13 protein-coding genes and 2 riboswitches are annotated in these 15,498 nt (G+C 65.6%); of the genes, 6 read left to right on the top strand and 7 right to left on the bottom strand.

The features are described 5' to 3' along the window. Nucleotides 1-55: 55 nt before the first annotated feature. Entirely contained in the window at nt 56-862 is an 807-nt protein-coding gene (locus D2E22_RS04930; RefSeq protein WP_164518421.1) for an ATP-binding cassette domain-containing protein, read from the top strand. Here the strand turns inward: D2E22_RS04930 and D2E22_RS04925 are convergent. Then, nucleotides 841-1,959 carry a pyridoxal phosphate-dependent aminotransferase gene (locus tag D2E22_RS04925; RefSeq protein ID WP_420897240.1) on the bottom strand — a complete coding sequence of 373 codons (1,119 nt, stop codon included), beginning with the start codon at nt 1,957-1,959 and terminating at the stop codon, nt 841-843. The genes D2E22_RS04930 and D2E22_RS04925 overlap by 22 nt on opposite strands. 865 nt (nt 1,960-2,824) lie before the next feature. Then, the gene (gene ppgK, locus D2E22_RS04915) at nt 2,825-3,610 is read right to left on the bottom strand and encodes a polyphosphate--glucose phosphotransferase (protein WP_126031995.1); all 786 of its coding nucleotides are present in this window, start codon (nt 3,608-3,610) and stop codon (nt 2,825-2,827) included. Nucleotides 3,611-3,940: 330 nt separating this feature from the next. Next, nucleotides 3,941-4,086, top strand: a riboswitch (FMN riboswitch). 222 nt (nt 4,087-4,308) lie between these two features. On the opposite strand from ppgK, the gene D2E22_RS04910 reads away from it, so the two are divergent. From D2E22_RS04910 to D2E22_RS04890, 4 genes are all read left to right on the top strand, one after another. Beyond that, entirely contained in the window at nt 4,309-4,914 is a 606-nt protein-coding gene (locus tag D2E22_RS04910) for an ECF transporter S component (protein WP_241218214.1), read from the top strand. A 26-nt stretch (nt 4,915-4,940) separates the two neighbouring features. Continuing rightward, on the top strand, nt 4,941-7,514 hold the full coding sequence (locus D2E22_RS10765; RefSeq protein ID WP_241218210.1) for an energy-coupling factor transporter ATPase: 2,574 nt from the start codon (nt 4,941-4,943) through the stop codon (nt 7,512-7,514). Nucleotides 7,515-8,221: 707 nt separating this feature from the next. Then, entirely contained in the window at nt 8,222-9,052 is an 831-nt protein-coding gene (locus D2E22_RS04895) for an aldo/keto reductase (RefSeq protein WP_241218186.1), read from the top strand. Nucleotides 9,053-9,166: 114 nt separating this feature from the next. Further along, nucleotides 9,167-9,472, top strand: coding sequence for a YhbY family RNA-binding protein (locus D2E22_RS04890; protein WP_126031993.1), 306 nt, complete (start codon nt 9,167-9,169; stop codon nt 9,470-9,472). A 209-nt stretch (nt 9,473-9,681) separates the two neighbouring features. On the opposite strand, the gene tenA is transcribed toward D2E22_RS04890, so the two are convergent. Continuing rightward, entirely contained in the window at nt 9,682-10,431 is a 750-nt protein-coding gene (gene tenA, locus D2E22_RS04885) for a thiaminase II (protein WP_126031992.1), read from the bottom strand. Then, nucleotides 10,422-10,533: riboswitch (TPP riboswitch) on the bottom strand. (Overlaps the previous gene by 10 nt.) A 389-nt stretch (nt 10,534-10,922) precedes the next feature. Between tenA and D2E22_RS04880 the strand changes: the two genes are divergently transcribed. Next, entirely contained in the window at nt 10,923-11,282 is a 360-nt protein-coding gene (locus tag D2E22_RS04880; protein WP_126031991.1) for a YccF domain-containing protein, read from the top strand. A 460-nt stretch (nt 11,283-11,742) separates the two neighbouring features. Here the strand turns inward: D2E22_RS04880 and D2E22_RS04875 are convergent, their stop codons facing one another. The 4 genes from D2E22_RS04875 to D2E22_RS04860 all read right to left on the bottom strand — a co-directional run bounded on the left by D2E22_RS04875 (nt 11,743) and on the right by D2E22_RS04860 (nt 15,337). Further along, nucleotides 11,743-12,111, bottom strand: coding sequence for a metallopeptidase family protein (locus D2E22_RS04875; protein WP_126031990.1), 369 nt, complete (start codon nt 12,109-12,111; stop codon nt 11,743-11,745). Further along, a complete protein-coding gene (locus D2E22_RS04870) occupies nt 12,098-12,922 on the bottom strand; it encodes a MazG nucleotide pyrophosphohydrolase domain-containing protein (protein WP_126031989.1) in 825 nt (274 codons plus the stop codon). Before D2E22_RS04870 ends, D2E22_RS04875 begins: the two co-directional genes overlap by 14 nt. Before the next feature lie 12 nt (nt 12,923-12,934). Continuing rightward, nucleotides 12,935-13,657, bottom strand: a complete 723-nt coding sequence (locus tag D2E22_RS04865) for a GNAT family N-acetyltransferase (RefSeq protein WP_241218185.1) — start codon at nt 13,655-13,657, stop codon at nt 12,935-12,937. Between the two features lie 114 nt (nt 13,658-13,771). Next, nucleotides 13,772-15,337 carry a DUF6508 domain-containing protein gene (locus tag D2E22_RS04860; RefSeq protein WP_126031988.1) on the bottom strand — a complete coding sequence of 522 codons (1,566 nt, stop codon included), beginning with the start codon at nt 15,335-15,337 and terminating at the stop codon, nt 13,772-13,774. Nucleotides 15,338-15,498 lie beyond the last annotated feature (161 nt).

Below are 15,498 nucleotides of genomic sequence, written 5' to 3'. Positions count from 1 at the left end.
CGCCCACGGGCGCAAACGGCGGCGACGCATGGACACGCATGGATACAATGGCCGCATGAGCGTTTTCGATTCGTTGTTCCCCTCCCGCCGACGCCGGCCGCCCGCCGAGACCGTCGACATCGGTCTGCGCGGCGCCGGCTATGTCTACGCGGACGGCGCGGTCGGCTGCGAACCCACCGACCTGCGCATCACGCACGACGGCGGCAACGTGGCCGTCATCGGACTCAACGGCGCCGGCAAATCGACGCTCATCCGGATGATCGGCGCACAGGAGTCGCCGACGTCCGGCGTCGTCGACTACGCCGTCGACGGCGAGCCGCGCGACCTGTCGCGCCGCGCCGACCGTACGGTCATCCGATCGGCGATCGGCTATGTCAGCCTCGACCATGTGCGCGCGCACTTCCAGCGTGCGAAATCCCTCGAGGACGCGCTCGACGGCTATCTCGAACGCCACCATGTGCCGCCGACCGAGCGCGCCGCGCGCATCGGCGACCTGCTCGCCGCCTTCGATCTGGGCGACGTGCGCCGTATGCGGCTCGACGCGCTCGACGGCGAACGGCTGCATCTGCTCGCGATGGCCGTCGCCTGCTGCCATGCGCCGGCGATGCTCGTCGCCGATGAACCGACGCGCGGCCTCGACGAGATCAGCTCGGCGCATGTCGCGCAACGGCTGTTCCGCTACGGCAGGCCGGTCGTGTTCACGACGCACGACGTCGAACTCATCGCCGACGAACGCTACGAGATCCGGCGTGTGCTCGTCATGGACGAGGCGCACATCGTCTTCGACGGCGACCCGCAGCATGCGACAGACTTCTACACGCAGCTCATCCGCAGCAAATATCAGGCGATGTCGAGCCGCTGACGCACCGCGTCGAGCACGGTCGCGACGTTGCGTTCGAACCGCCGCGCTTCGGGCAGCAGCGAGATCGCGAGGTAGCCGTTCGACGCCATGTCGAAGAAATACCCCGGCTGCCCGCTCGTACAGGCGTCGTCGATCATCGACAGCACAAGGTCGTTCTCGTCGATGACGCCGGGGAAACGCAGCAGCACGTTCCAGCCGCCCTCGGCGCGCAGCACGTCGACGACGCCGAGGCCGTCCCCGTCGAGCATGCGGTGCAGCGTCGCCAGGTTCGCGCGGATGCGCGTGCCGACGGCGTCAAGCTGACGGGGCGCCTCGCGCAGCATCGTCGGAATCTCGCGGGCGACGAGCTCGCTCATCGGCAGGAAGTCGTCGGCGATGACGTCGAGTCGGCGCCGCGCCTCGCGCACGTCGTCGGCGGGTCCGGACACGCGGATCCATCCCACCTTCGCATGCGGCGCGGCCAGCGTCTTCGAGAATCCGTCGAGCGCGAAGGTGAGCACGCGCCGCTCGCCGCTGAGCCTGCGGTTGCCGTCGAACGGCTCCAACGGGTAGTCGAAGAACACCTCGTCGGCGATGATCGCGATCCCGTATCGGATGCACAGCGCGACGAGCGCCTCACGCTCCCCCGGCTTGATGTAGGAGCCGGTCGGGTTGTTCGGGTTGATGACGACGATCGCCCGGATGCGACGATCCGTGTCCTCGGCGAGCATCCGTTCGATCTGCGGGATGTCGATGAACCACGAGCCGTCGAAACGCAGCTGGTAGAAGCGCGCCTCGACGCATTCAAGCCGTGCGATCGATTCGATGAGCGGATATCCGGGCTTCGGCGCGAGCACTGCGTCCCCGGCGTCGCACAGCAGCTTCATCAGCCATGCATACGCCTGCGACGTGGAACTGAGCAGATACACATCGTCGGCATCCGCCGGCCTTTCCGCCTCCCGCGACTTCCCCTCCTTACGGGCAGCGGCATCGTCATCGGCGTCATCGGCAGCGCCTTCTCCATCCTTATCGACGGCACGACCATCGTCACCGGCGGCTCTGCCGCCGCGGGCGGCGCAATCCTTATCGGCGGCATCGTCTCCGCCGGCCCCGTTCACGCCCGCATCACCATCGCCGGCGGCATCTGCGCTACCGGCGGCACGCTGCGTTCTTTCACCCATGTCCTTATATATGCGATCCTCCGCATACGCCGTTTTACGGGCGCCGGTCCCGGCGGCGCCACCCGTGACGACGCCGGCCGCGCATGCCGCATCGGCCGCGATGCGCTCGCCGGCGAAGTCCAGGACGCCGGAATCGACGGAAGCGTTGATGTATGAGGCGATCGCCTCGCGCGCATAGCGCTGTCCGCGCGGCTCGGCGGCGTAGACCGACGGAAGCGACGACGGCGCCAGGCCATGCCGCGTCGGATTCGAATCATTGAGCGCGAGCGGCCGTATCCCCCGCGCCTTCAACGCGGCCTCGGCCTTCGCGATTGGATTTGGTTCATCGATGTCTACTCTTCGGGAAAAACGCACATCACCAATCTACGCGCACCTCCACATCTTCGTTCGTTTTTCGTCGGCTTTCCGCAGGCGGCAGCCGTCCGCCGCCCTTAACGACCTCCCGTAGGCGGTTGCCGCCGTCGCCTTCCCGTACGAGTCACCGTTTCGATGGGGCCTGCGCCGTTCTCCGCGTGGCGACTGCCGCCCGTAAAAGCGACCACCAGTAAGAACAACTCAACACGCGGCAACGGCTGCCCGTAACGACGACCGCCCGTAAGAACAACCACCCGTAACGGCAGCAGCCCGCAGCAATAGCCGCCCGTAACAACGGCTTCCCATAAACGACTGCCCGTAACGGCGGACGACATGATTCTCGGGACGGCGCATGGAGAATAGAGGGGCGGACGCCGGAGTGTTCGCTCCGGCGTCCGCCCCTCACAACGTTTCGGCGCCGCTCACGACGCCTTGCATGTCCGCCGGCTCAGGCGGCGTCCTCGTTCTTCTGCATCTTCGTGCTCGCGTAGTACGCGGCGCCGATGATGCCCGCCTCGTTGTGCAGCTTCGCGGCGACGATCGGCGTCTTGATGTCGATGTACGGCAGGAACTTCTCCGAGACGCGGCTCACGCCGCCTCCGACGACGAACAGCTGCGGGCTGAAGTACAGCTCCATCAGGCTGTAGTACTTCGTCAGGCGCTTCGCCCACTTTTTGTAGCCCATGTCGAGCTTCTCGCGCACCGAAGAGGCCGCGTACTTCTCGGCGTCGCCCTTGCCCTTCGGCAGCTGGATGTGGCCGAGTTCGGTGTTCGGGATGAGCACGCCATCGTAGATGAGCGCGGTGCCGATGCCGGTGCCGAGCGTCGTCGCGATGACGAGGCCCTCCTGGCCGGCCGCCGCGCCGAAGCGCTGCTCGGCGACGCCGGCGGCGTCCGCGTCGTTGACGACGGTCACCGGACGACCGCAGGCCTCCGAGAAGACCTCGGTGACGTCGACGCCGATCCAGGACTGATCGAGGTTGGCCATGTAGTCGAGCTTCTGTCCGGGCTTGATCGGCGCCGGGAACGCGATGCCGACCGGGACGTCCTCGGGCACATCGAAGTGTTCGAGCTGCTGCCGAACGATGTCTCCGACCGCCTTAGGCGTCGAATGCTCCGGGGTGAGGATCTTCAGGCGCGGCTCCGCGAACTCGCCCTTCTCCAGATTGACCGGCGCGGCCTTGATGCCCGATCCTCCAATGTCCACGCCGAACGCCTGTGCGGTCTCAATCATCGTCAACCTTCCTTACCGTTTCCAGGGTGTCACCCAGTGATCCACCATCTCGGGCCCATCCGCGGAAGCATCATGTATCCGGGATGACGGCCTCTACATACATAATATATTAGTTCAGTCGGTAAACATTCATGTTTCGCAAACTATCCACATTCTGGAACAATGTTTCGTGATAACGATTGCCATGCTGCGTTTCCTCACATTTGCGCGTCATATAAGGGTTTTCATGCCCATCGTTTGCCCTACGATTCGCCGTCCTCCCCGTTTTCCGATGCGTCCGGGGCGAGGCATCGGCGTCCGTTTATCCCGACCTGCGTATACAGATGGAGAACGTAGTTTCAGGGAAGGTGCAATTCCTTACTGGCGGTAGCGCCGCGCATCCGATGCGTCTGCGGCGAAGCCCGCAACCCGCGAAAGCGGTGGATTCGGTCGAATTCCGAAGCCAACGGTGACAGTCCGGATGAAAGAAACGGAGCTCTGCGATGAGCATAATCAACGATGCCCTCATGCCCGCATCCAACCAGACGACCGACGCCCACCCGACCGGTGACGGCGATGTCCGATCCGCCTCCCCAGCCGTTACCGGTAGCGCATCCACTGACGGTAACACCGCCATCACCCCCGATGCCACCACCGGCGCATCCACTGACGATCGCGCCGACGACGACACGACCGTTACCGGCACCCCCGCCGCAGCGATCGCTTCGGCATCCGCCGCACGCACGCCGCGCGACCACCGTCCCGACGACGCGCATTCGACGGGCGTCGGCGACGTGGGCCGCTGGTCCACGCGCCGCATCGCGATGTACGCCCTGTTCGTCGCGCTCTCGATGGCCGTCAGCTTCATCGAGTTCCCGCTCATGCCCGCGGCGCCATGGCTCAAATACGACCCCTCCGGCGTCGTGTGCCTCGTCGCCGGCTTCGCGTTCGGCCCATCGGCGGCCGCGATCGTAAGCGTCCTCGGCTTCCTGCCCCACCTGTTCACGAATCCGTGGGGCACGCTGATGTCCGTGCTCGTGGCGCTCGCCCTTTCCGTGCCCGCCGCGCTCATCTACCGTCGTCGCCGCACCCGCGCATCGGCGCTCGTCGGCATCCTCGTCGGCGCGCTGTTCGCGCTCGTCGTCGCACTCGGCGCGAACCTCGTCATCACACCGATGTACGCGCATATGTCGATGGCCGACGTCGCGAAGCTCATCGTCCCGGTGCTGCTGCCGTTCAACCTCATCAAGTTCGCGCTCAACGGCGTCATCACGTTCCTGGTCTACAAGCCGATCTCCACGCTGCTCAACCGGGGACAGCAGTGACGGCGACCCCCCGCACCGTCGTCGACATGCGCGACGTGCGGTTCAGCCACGACGGCGGCGCGACCTGGACGCTCGACGGCGTGGACCTGCTCGTGCGGGAGGGCGAGCGCGTCGCGCTCGTCGGATCGAACGGCTCGGGCAAGTCGACGCTGTCGCTGCTCGCCGCAGGCCTCGCCGCCCCCGACGGCGGCACCGTGGAACTCGCCGGCGAGCCCGTCTTCGACGACGCCGTCGGCGCGCGCGCCGACGCCTATCGCCGCGCGCGCCGCGACATCGGCATCGTCTTCCAGAATCCCGAGGACCAGATCGTCACGACCGTCGTCTCCGAGGACGTCGCGTTCGGCCCGGAGAACCTCTCGACGCCGCGCGAACAGATCGGCGAACGTGTGCGCGACGCGCTCGCGACCGTCGGCATGACCGCGTTCGCCGAGGCGAATCCGGCGGATCTTTCGGGCGGCCAGCAGCAGCGCATCGCGATCGCCGGCATGCTCGCGATGCGCTCGCGGCTGCTCATCCTCGACGAGCCGACGGCGATGCTCGACCCCGAGGCGCGCGCCGAGGTGCTCGCCGCGCTCGACGACATCCAGGCCCGCGGCACCGCGATCATCATCGTGACCCATGACGCCGCCGAACTCGCGCATGCGACGCGCACACTGCGCCTGGAGCACGGCCGCCTGCATCCGGTGGGCCACGATGCCTCTTTCGCATCGACATCCCCGCTCGCCGCCCGCCCCTTGTCATCCCCGACCCCGCTGTCCGCAGTCCCCTCCGACCGCTTACCCGCAGTACCTCCGACCCCGGCGACTCCGTCCGTCGATTCCTTACGGGATGCGCCGGCGACGACCGGGCACCCCCTTCCCGATTCCCTACCGGATGCGCCGTCCGCGACCGCCCACGGCATGCAGCCCATAGCATCGGCCCCGGCGGTCGTCTTCGACCATGTGACCTTCCGCTACCCCGGTTGCGCCACCGCGGTGCTCGACGACTTCTCGCTACAGGTGGCGTCGGGATCGACGCTCGCGGTCGTCGGCAGGAATGGATCGGGCAAGACGACCTTCGCGAAACTGCTGTGCGCGCTGTTGAAACCCGACGCCGGTTCGATCCGCGTGGCCGACGTCGAACTCGTCCACGCAAGCCGAGGGGAGCGCTCGGCCCTGCGTCGTCGGCTAGGTTTCATCATGCAGCACCCCGAACGGCAGCTGTTCGCGGGCACCGTCGCGCAGGACGTGGCGTACGGCCCACACAATCAGGGCCTTCCCGACGAGGATGTGCGCTCGCGCGTCGACGAGGCGCTGCGACTCGTGGGCGCCGAGCATCTGTCGGCCCGCGACCCCTTCACGCTTTCGGGCGGCCAGCAGCGGCTCGTCGCGATCGCCGGGGTGCTCGCATGCCACCCGAAGGTGCTCGTCATGGACGAGCCCACCGCCTCGCTTGACGACGACGCACGCGCACGCGTCTGCGACATCATCCGCAGCCTGCACATGCGCGGCGTCACGATCATCATGATCACGCACGACCTCACGATGGCGCATGTGCTCGCGGACGCCGTCGTCGAATTCCCGCCGTCGGACGATCCGGCGGCGCGCGGCGCCTCGGCCGACGCCATCGGCGATGAGGAGAGCGTCACCGGGCACGAGGCGCGTCCCGTCGCCCGTGACGGCGTCGACGAACCATGCGAGAAGGTTACGGGTGGCACGGACAGGCAGCCGCATCCCACCCTCGACGCAAGCGGCGCTGACGGCGACGCACACGCATGCACCGCCGTCAGCGCACGCGTGTGCGAACGATCGTCCCGTCCGATGCCTTCGGAGACGATCTCCATGAGCGACGCCGACTATTCCTGGATCTCCTCTCTGGATCCACGCGCGAAGATGCTCGGCATCCTCGCGCTCATGTTCACGGCCTTCGCGATGTCGACATGGCCGCAGCTCGCCGTCGGCTTCGTCACGACCGCCGCGATAACGCTCGCGAGCCGCGTCGGCGTGCGTCGGCTGCTCTCGTCGGTGCGCGTCTTCCTGGCGCTGTTCGTCGTGACCGGACTGCTCAACCTCGCCGTCGTCCGCGACGGCACGCCGCTGCTGCACATCGGCGGATGGGCGATCACCACAGGCGGCGTGCATGTCGCGCTCCTCTATATGATTCGCTTCGCGTTCGTCATCGTCCTCGGGGCGGTCGTGCTGCTCACGACGACGCCGACGGCGATGTCGAGCGCCTTCGAACGGCTGCTGCACCCGTTGCGTCGGTGGATCCACGTGCAGGAGATCTGCCTGGTGCTGTCGCTCGCGCTGCGGTTCCTCCCCACGCTCGTCCGCGAAGCCGTCTCGATCCGCGACGCGCAGGCGGCCCGCGGCGGCTCGATCGAGTCAGGCGGCATGACCAAACGGGTGCGTGCGATGTGCGCGATAGTCATCCCTGTTTTCGCCGGTGCGATCCGGCACGCCGACAACCTCGCGCTCGCATTGGACGCCCGCTGCTATCAGGAAGGCGTGCGGCGCACGCAATGGCATCCGCTGACGATGCGTGCGCGAGACTGGCTGTTCTGCGGCGGCGTCGCGCTCACCATCATCCTGGTCATCGTGGCACATGTGTTCAATATGTGAACAAAACATATGAGGCAGGTCACTGTATGGCATGATGTGATTCAGCGACAAGCGAACAGTCGATGACACAATCTTCACCTGTTCGCGAACAGAAGACGATAACGTCAACGGAGCGGAGTCATCGCCCACGGTTCCCACAAGGAACAAGCCGTGCACGGGCTTCCTTCGCGAGTCGTATACGTGCGGCCGTCCGGCAATCACGGGCAGCCGCACATCTTTTTTCCACGCGCCCGCCTATTCATGATTCCCGGATATCGCGTTGCGCGGCATCGCCACCCGTAAGCGATCGCCCATAGACGGTCGACCATCACGATGCAGAGGACCCCCGCCCATAAGCGATTCGACATCCGTGCGTACTGCTTCCAGTAGGCACCTGCTCCCTTAAGTGAAGGGCAGCCGCTTACAGCAAACCGCCATGCAGCCGTAGACGACGCGTCCCACCCGTAAACGATGGGTGCGTAAGCGCATGGCGCGTCTTCGGCACACAGAAGACACGCCATGGTCGAAGTACCGCCCGTAGGCGATGCAGAGGGGCATCGCCGTTCCTCGCATCGCTGATTGCGGCGCATATCCTGCGCCCGACCTCTACGATGGGACGCACAGGGACAAGTCCCTTCGGCCCGTCCGTTTGCCATCCGGCGCATCCGGATCACGCGGCGTGCAGGCGGCCCGAAGGTACGTCGCAGCGAACGAGGAATCGAGGAATCGTGAAGCCCACAGCCCATGACGTCGTACTCAACAACGACGTGCTCATCCCGCAGGTCGGTCTCGGAGTCTTCCAGACGCCCGACGGCCGCACCACCGTCGACGCCGTGCATGCGGCGCTCGAATGCGGTTACCGTCACATCGACACGGCAAGCATCTACGGCAACGAGAAGTCGGTCGGCGAAGCCATCTCCACGAGCGGCGTGCCGCGCGAGGACGTGTTCATCACGACGAAACTGTGGAACGAGGACATCCGCAGGCATCGCACGATGGACGCGTTCCAGGAGAGCCTCGACCGTCTCGGCACCGACTACGTCGACCTCTACCTCATCCATTGGCCGGCGGAAGGCTGGCAGGACGCATGGGACGCGATGCAGGAGATCTACCGCGGCGGCCGCGCACATGCCATCGGCGTGAGCAACTTCGCGAAGAACCACCTTGACGAGCTGCTGGCGAACACCGACGTCAAGCCGGCCGTGAACCAGATCGAGTCCTCCCCGACCTTCCCGAACCAGGACATGGTCGACTACTGCCATGCGCTGGGCATCGCCGTCGAGGCATGGAGCCCGCTCGGCGGCACCGGCAGCGACCTGCTCAAGGACGAACGACTCATCGAAATCGGCGAGAAATACGGCAAGTCATCGGCGCAGGTCGTCATCCGCTGGCATCTGCAGCGCGACATGATCGTGCTGCCGAAGTCGGTGCACAATACGCGCATCCAGCAGAACATCCACGTGTTCGATTTCGAACTCGACGACGAGGACATGCGCAGGATCAGCGCGATGGACACCGACACGCGCAACGGCGCCGATCCGAACGACTTCGACTTCTGATGCCGCATGGCGACGCCGTCTTCCACCGGGCGCCGATCGGGTGCGTCGGATATGATGGCGCGGTTACGCACTTGATGAATCGATGAACCACGTCACAGAAGGAAGACGACGCCCATGGCATTGACGAAGAAGCAGACGAAGCAGCTGCGCGCGATGGCGAACCAGCTCAGGCCGCTCGTGTACATCGGCAGGAACGACCTGACCGAATCCGCGATCCGGCAGGCGGACGAGACGATCGAGAAACGCGAGCTGATCAAGGGGCAGGTCCAGGACGGCTCCGGCATGGACGCGCGCGAAGCCGCCGAAGGCCTCGCTGCCGCGCTCGGCGCCGACGTCGTGCAGGTCATCGGCAACCGCTTCGTCCTGTTCCGCATCTCGAAGCGCGACGATGTGGAGCATATCCGCCTCGTGCGCGAGTGACGCGCGCCGGACGAAGCGCATGTTCAACGGCCGAGAGGGGTGCGGTCCACCAACCAAGGTGGACCGCACCCCTCTCGGCCGTTCCGGGCCCTTCCCTGCCGCGGCGGCCGCCGATCCTTCACCGGCGGCCGTCCGCCCTCTTACGGGGGCGCCCCTCTTTACGGGATGTGCATCCTCTTATGGGGCGCACCGGCGCGATCATCGCGAGGTCACTGCGCGTCGAGCGCCTCCCACTGCGGCTTCCAGCTCATCTGCTCGTCGTACGCGCTCGCCCAGAACATGTATTCGTTCTCGACGCCGTGGATGAACAGTTCGACGAGTCGTTCGCGCCTGCCTTCATCGGCGTGCGCGACGAGCCGTTCGATGTGTTCGAGCAACCATGCCGACGACTGCCAGAACTCGTCGGTCTTGTAGGTGTCGATCCAGCTCTTGTACGGGTTGGCGTCAAGCGTGTCCGCGAACTCGGCCGCAAGCCGCTGACCGTAATCGGCGTACACCCACGCGCACGGCAGCACGGCGACGAGCACGTCGAGCAGGTCGCCGCCGTACGCGACCGACAGCATATGCGTCGTATAGGCACGCGCGAACGCCGACTGCCTGGCGTGCGCCATCTCCTCGGGCGTGATGCCGTATGACGCCAGATAGTCGCCGTGCAGCGATTTCTCGACGTCGAAGATCGCACGCTGCACGTCGACCATGAACTTCATGATCTCCGCGTCGTCAGTCTTCGTGAGCGCGAGCGCGTGCACCTTCGCGTAATCGTTGAGATAGAGCTCGTCCTGCTTGAGGTAGAACGCGAACTTGCGCGTCGGCAGCGTGCCCGCGCCGAGCTCGCGGATGAACGGCTGCCTGTAGCCTTCCTCCCACACCGGATTCGCCGCTTCGCGCATCCGCCGTGCGAACGGCGGCAGATTCGTCAACGTGATGGCGGATGCATTGCCGGATTCGGCTGTGATCATATTCGACTCCCTACGCTGGTATCAACCAACAGGTTCAAAGGGTCAGACCGAGGTCTTCTCAACCCCGGGCGCGACGGCCGCGGGGTTCCCCTGCGTGTGATGTGATGCGCATGACGCGCGCCCCCAGTATGGCAGCATTCCGCGACGGCTCGCATAAAGTCCCGTCGGCATCTGCCTTATGGGCGGCCGTTCTACAGGTGGTCGTCTTACGGGCAGCAACCTTACGGGCAGCCGATCGGCCGTAGACAACCGGTTGCCCGTAAGAGGCATCCGTCCATGGACGATCGGATCGCGCACGCGAGAATCGCTTCCCGTAAGAGCGATGGCTGCGTGCAAAAGCAGGGCTTGCCGGACCAGGCATCCATGCGCAAGAGGCGACGGCCGCCGGTGTGCGTTCCGCCGCCCATACAGCGGCGCCGAACATCCGCGAGAGAACCGCCTCCCGTAAGCAACGACTACCGATAAGCGGCAGTCGTCCGTATACTGCTGGTATGAGATTGATCGGCAATATCCTGTGGCTCATCCTCGGCGGTCTGGAGATCGCGCTCGCGTGGCTCATCGTCGGCCTGGTGCTGTGCATCACGATCGTCGGCATCCCCTTGGGGCTGCAGGCGTTCAAGATGGCGAAGCTGACGCTGACCCCCTTCGGCACGCATGTCGTCTACGGCGGCGGCGCCGGATCGCTGCTGCTCAACATCATCTGGGTCGTGCTCGTCGGCGTGTGGATGGCGATCGGCTACTGCTTCGCAGGCCTGCTCAACTGCATCACGATCATCGGCGTTCCCTTCGGCATTCAATCCTTCAAGATGGCGAAGCTGGCCCTGTGGCCCTTCGGCTCGCAGATCGTGTGAGGCATTGCGATTACTGGTATAACAAGCTATCGAAGCAGGCAACCACAGCCGATACATATCGGTACCGATGTAATGAAAATTTAATGAAAACTTCAGATACGAGAAAACGCCCCGCTCCTCACGCCATGACGGCGCGTGGGGCGGGGCTGTGGTTATTCGAGTTGTGCGGATGATATCGCGTTCTCGTGGCGAAAGTTCCCGGACGAAATCATTGGCCTCTTTGACCGCTTTGGCATACCTCGCCTGTAATGCACGACCCACGAGGAAACCGCTGCCGAGCATGCCTTTGCTGTGCGACGCGGGCCACCTCGCTGCGGGAGATGAGCAGGTTGATGCCGTGATGGTCGAGCTGTCCGAGCCCGCTGACGGTGAGACCTCGGGCAGGTATTCATATGAGGGGCGCCATCGGCGTTCCCGGATATCAGCGCCGCGTCCGACCCGCGACGTACGCGCCCGCCGGTCAGTAGCCGTGCGAATGCAGATACGCGTCGTCGAAGCCGAAGTAGTGTCCGATCTCGTGCAGCACCGTCTTCTGGATCTGCGTGACGAGCTCCTTGTGCGTATGGCAGACGCGCTCGTGCGGGCCGCGGAAGATCGTGATGACGTCCGGCAGCTCGCCGGCGAAGCTGAACCCGCGCTTCGTGATCGGCGTGCCCTGATAGAGGCCGAGCAGCTCGCCGTGTTCGGCGTCGACCGATTCGAGCTGTTCCTTCGTAGGCTCGTCGGCGGTCGTGATCGCGATATTCTGCAGCGCGTCCTTGAACTTCTGCGGCAGTCCCGCGATCGCCTCGCGCACGGCGGCGTCGAAATCCTTCTTACTGATCTGCATCGTCGTCTCCTTCCGTTCTCCGATCCGCGCCGGCGGCCCTTGCACCATCGAGGCCGCCATCGGCGTCGTCTTCCGCACGCGCGGCCTCGATGGCCGCGACCGCCGTCTCGACCTCGCGCAGCCGCATGCGCAGGTCGCGTTCGATGTCGACGCCGTCACGCGCCGCCTCGCGCACGATCCGCAAGATCCGGTCGGCGTGGTCATATGTGAGCGTGCTCGGCGTATCGAAGGCGGCGTCCAGCTCGTCCGCCCGCTGCGACTTGCCGACCCTCGAGACGACCTTCGCGGCGCGCGGCAGTGCGCCCTGCGCCTTCGAGATTCCGTCGAGCACCGACGCCCGGCGCTTCTCGCGTTGTTTCATCCGTTCCCACAGCGCGAGCGTCTCATCCGCGCCGAGCGCCCGCGGCGTCTCGTCATCGGACGCGAACACCTGCGGATGGCGCGTGATGAGCTTGTCGACGAGCCTGTCGCACACCTCGTCGATACTGAAGGGATCCTCCGGGTCCTCAGAGCATACCTGCGCCTGGAACACCGACTGCAGCAGCACGTCGCCGAGTTCCTCGCGCATGTTGTCGCGATCATCGGTCTCGACGGCGTCGATGTATTCGTAGGTCTCCTCGAGCAGCGGCTTGAGCAACGACTCGTTCGTCTGTGCACCGTCCCACGGGCAGCCGTCGGGACCATGCAGAATCGCCACGAGCGCGCGCACGCGCCCGAACGCGTCCGGCGCGTCGCGCACGGGGGCGAGTTTCGCGCACCGTTCATAGCCTTCCGGCAGCCGGTAGCCGCCTTCGGCCTCCTGCTTATGCATATACGTCACCGTTCAGTCGCGGCCGAGCGGGTTGACGCCCTCGTTCGCCGGCGACGTCTCGTTGTCGTAGACGAAGGCGTGCAGATGGTCGTCGATCGCGTCACGCTCGGCGTGCACCTCGGCGTCCTCCTTCGGTGTGTGCGGCTCGTTGTCGAGCACGATCGACTCCGCGCGCCGCGTCAGCCCGGCCTTGTCGTAGAACGAGTAGTCGCACGCGCTGTCGGTGAACAGGAAGTACCGTTCGACGCCCGCCTGGCGGAAGCGGTCGGTCATCCACTCGAACAGATGGGCGCCGACTCCCCGGCCGCGCATGTCGGGCCTGACGAGCAGCAGCACGAGCTCGCCCTGATAGGCGTGGCCGTCCTTCTTCGCCTCGGCGATCATCTTCAGGTTCGTGTCCTCATAACGCTTCAGGTCGAGCAGCGCCTTGCGGCCGCGCGACGACGCGAGCAGCGACGTGAGCAGCCGCATGTTGCGCACATGGTGGCTGTTGAGCCCATTGCGCGTCTCATGCGAGTCGATCCTGCCGAGCACGACGCCGACGACCTCGCCGGCTCTGATGGCCACCTGCGCGGCCGTCGCACGCCCCAGGCAATGCTCCAGATCGATCTCGGCGAGCTTCATCTCCAGATCGTGGTCCATCGTCGGATCGGTGTGCCATGCGTCGCACAGCATCTGCGTGATCGCCGGGTAGTCCTCGCGGCGCAGCGTCCTATACGTGATTGCTTCGTTCATACCTCACATGCTACGCGCCGGACGGCCCGCCACGTCGTGATTCACCTTCCGGCGTGGGCGCGACGACGGCGGCGGCGCCTGCGCCGTGCATTCGGCATCGGCGCCCACGCCGCGTCACACGAGCCGTCCGGTGACGCCGTCGATGTCGCGCAGCCGCCTAAGCAGCCGCACGAGGACGCCGTTTTCGAGGCATTCGGCGAGGTATCCCTCGTTGCGGCGCTCGCGGTGGACGATCATCGCGACGAGTGCGTCGATGAGCTCGGCGTCGAGCGTGTCGACGTTGAGGATCGGGATCGACACATCCTTATCGAGCCCGTATCCGCGCAACGTGCGTACGTAGTCGGGGTCGCCCTGGTTGATGACGACGTCGATGAAGCTCAGGACGACCTCGCTGTACACGCAGTATCCCACGTTGTGCATCGCGAGCGGGCCCGCTGTGAGGAACTCGACGTGGTAGAGCGGCGCCGACGGCGTCTCGAAGGGTTCGATGTACGAGGTGAGCCAGTCGTAGCGCGGTCCGTCGACCTCGTCCTCGCGCATCACGTCGAGCACGTCCGCGTAGTGGCCGAACATGGCGCCGTCGACCGTCGCTGCACCGTCGGTCCGCGTCATCGCGCCGCCCGTCGACTCCGCGGACGTCGGCAGCGTGATGCGGAAACGGTAGCGCCGCGCGATCTCAAGCACCATCGCGACGATGTGCGCGCACACGTGATGCGACTGCGCGGCGTCGCAGGTGCAGCTGACCTTCGCGACGACGTCGTGGCGTGTGAGCAGCTCCACCTGTTCGTCGCGCCCCGCGTCGCGCACGACGGCGTGGCGGATGCCGAAGGACGTGTCCACGAGTTCGACGACGGCGTCGCGGTCGAACAGCCGCGCGCCTTCCGCAAGCACCTCCGGGCTCGACCATGACGCGAGCTCGCGTATGCCGCGTCCGATGATGATGCCCGATCCGATGAGGCGCAGGCGCGCATGGTTGCCGATGCGCAGCGCGGCGCGGCGCTCGTCGGGGATCTCGAGCTCGCGCTCGGCGGCCATCTCGATCGTGTCGCTCGCGTCGTGGCGCAGCGGGTCGGCGTTGAGTCCGTTGATGCGCACGATGTCGGAGTTCTTGATCGCCGTCCCCGGGATGCGGTGCCAGGCGCTGACGATCTGCAGGGCCTTGGAGTCCTCGTACAGCACGATGAAGTTGCGTCCGATCGACGCGTACCACCACTCGTCAAGCGCGTTGTTGGCGACGTCCAGCATCGCGTCCTTGGCGACCTTCCAGCTGGGCATGTGCCGTTCGTCCGTGCGGAACAGCTCGGCGAGGTTGGCCCGGAACGCCTGCGAGTACATGACGCCGCCGGTCACGCCCGAGGACATGAGCGCGCGGAACGACCGGTAGGTCACGGGCACGGACGCGATGTCGCATTGCTCGTAGACGGTTCCCGGGCCGTAGGTGATGAGCGGATCGTCGCCACGCAGCGAGCCGTCGAGCGTCGGGTATTCGCACAGCGTCATCGCGCCGCACGTCAGGCATTGTTCGAAGACGCGGCCGCCGGGAAGCGTGACGCCGGTGTCGAACTCGCAGTCGTAGTTGTAATGGGCAAGCGACGACGACGGGATGAACCCGAACATCTGCGGGCCCTTCGTGTTGAGCCCGTGCAGCGGCGCGCCGCATACGCACTGTCTCCTGACCAAGCATGCCTCCTTCACCGGCCTACGCGCATAAGGGCATTATCCCTTGCGCCCCGCCTTTCGAGGAAATGATTATCGGCCACCAAAGAAACAGGGCGATCAATAGTCATCATTCAGTAGTAATGCTGCATTTAGTATATCAGTTTGTTCTCTGATAGCGAACC

It is taken from the genome of Bifidobacterium castoris (genome assembly GCF_003952025.1).
In the GTDB taxonomy this organism is placed as follows: domain Bacteria; phylum Actinomycetota; class Actinomycetes; order Actinomycetales; family Bifidobacteriaceae; genus Bifidobacterium; species Bifidobacterium castoris.
Note: the sequence above shows the minus strand (reverse complement) of the source record. Positions and strands in the feature narration are given on the sequence as shown.

What these genes read in the sequence shown, in the direction of transcription:
- D2E22_RS04930 (WP_164518421.1), top strand. Translation starts at nt 56, where the DNA reads ATGAGCGTTTTCGATTCGTTGTTCCCCTCCCGCCGACGCCGGCCGCCC.
- ppgK (WP_126031995.1), bottom strand. Translation starts at nt 3,610, where the DNA reads ATGATTGAGACCGCACAGGCGTTCGGCGTGGACATTGGAGGATCGGGC.
- D2E22_RS10765 (WP_241218210.1), top strand. Translation starts at nt 4,941, where the DNA reads ATGCGCGACGTGCGGTTCAGCCACGACGGCGGCGCGACCTGGACGCTC.
- D2E22_RS04890 (WP_126031993.1), top strand. Translation starts at nt 9,167, where the DNA reads ATGGCATTGACGAAGAAGCAGACGAAGCAGCTGCGCGCGATGGCGAAC.
- tenA (WP_126031992.1), bottom strand. Translation starts at nt 10,431, where the DNA reads ATGATCACAGCCGAATCCGGCAATGCATCCGCCATCACGTTGACGAAT.
- D2E22_RS04880 (WP_126031991.1), top strand. Translation starts at nt 10,923, where the DNA reads ATGAGATTGATCGGCAATATCCTGTGGCTCATCCTCGGCGGTCTGGAG.
- D2E22_RS04875 (WP_126031990.1), bottom strand. Translation starts at nt 12,111, where the DNA reads ATGCAGATCAGTAAGAAGGATTTCGACGCCGCCGTGCGCGAGGCGATC.
- D2E22_RS04870 (WP_126031989.1), bottom strand. Translation starts at nt 12,922, where the DNA reads ATGCATAAGCAGGAGGCCGAAGGCGGCTACCGGCTGCCGGAAGGCTAT.
- D2E22_RS04865 (WP_241218185.1), bottom strand. Translation starts at nt 13,657, where the DNA reads ATGAACGAAGCAATCACGTATAGGACGCTGCGCCGCGAGGACTACCCG.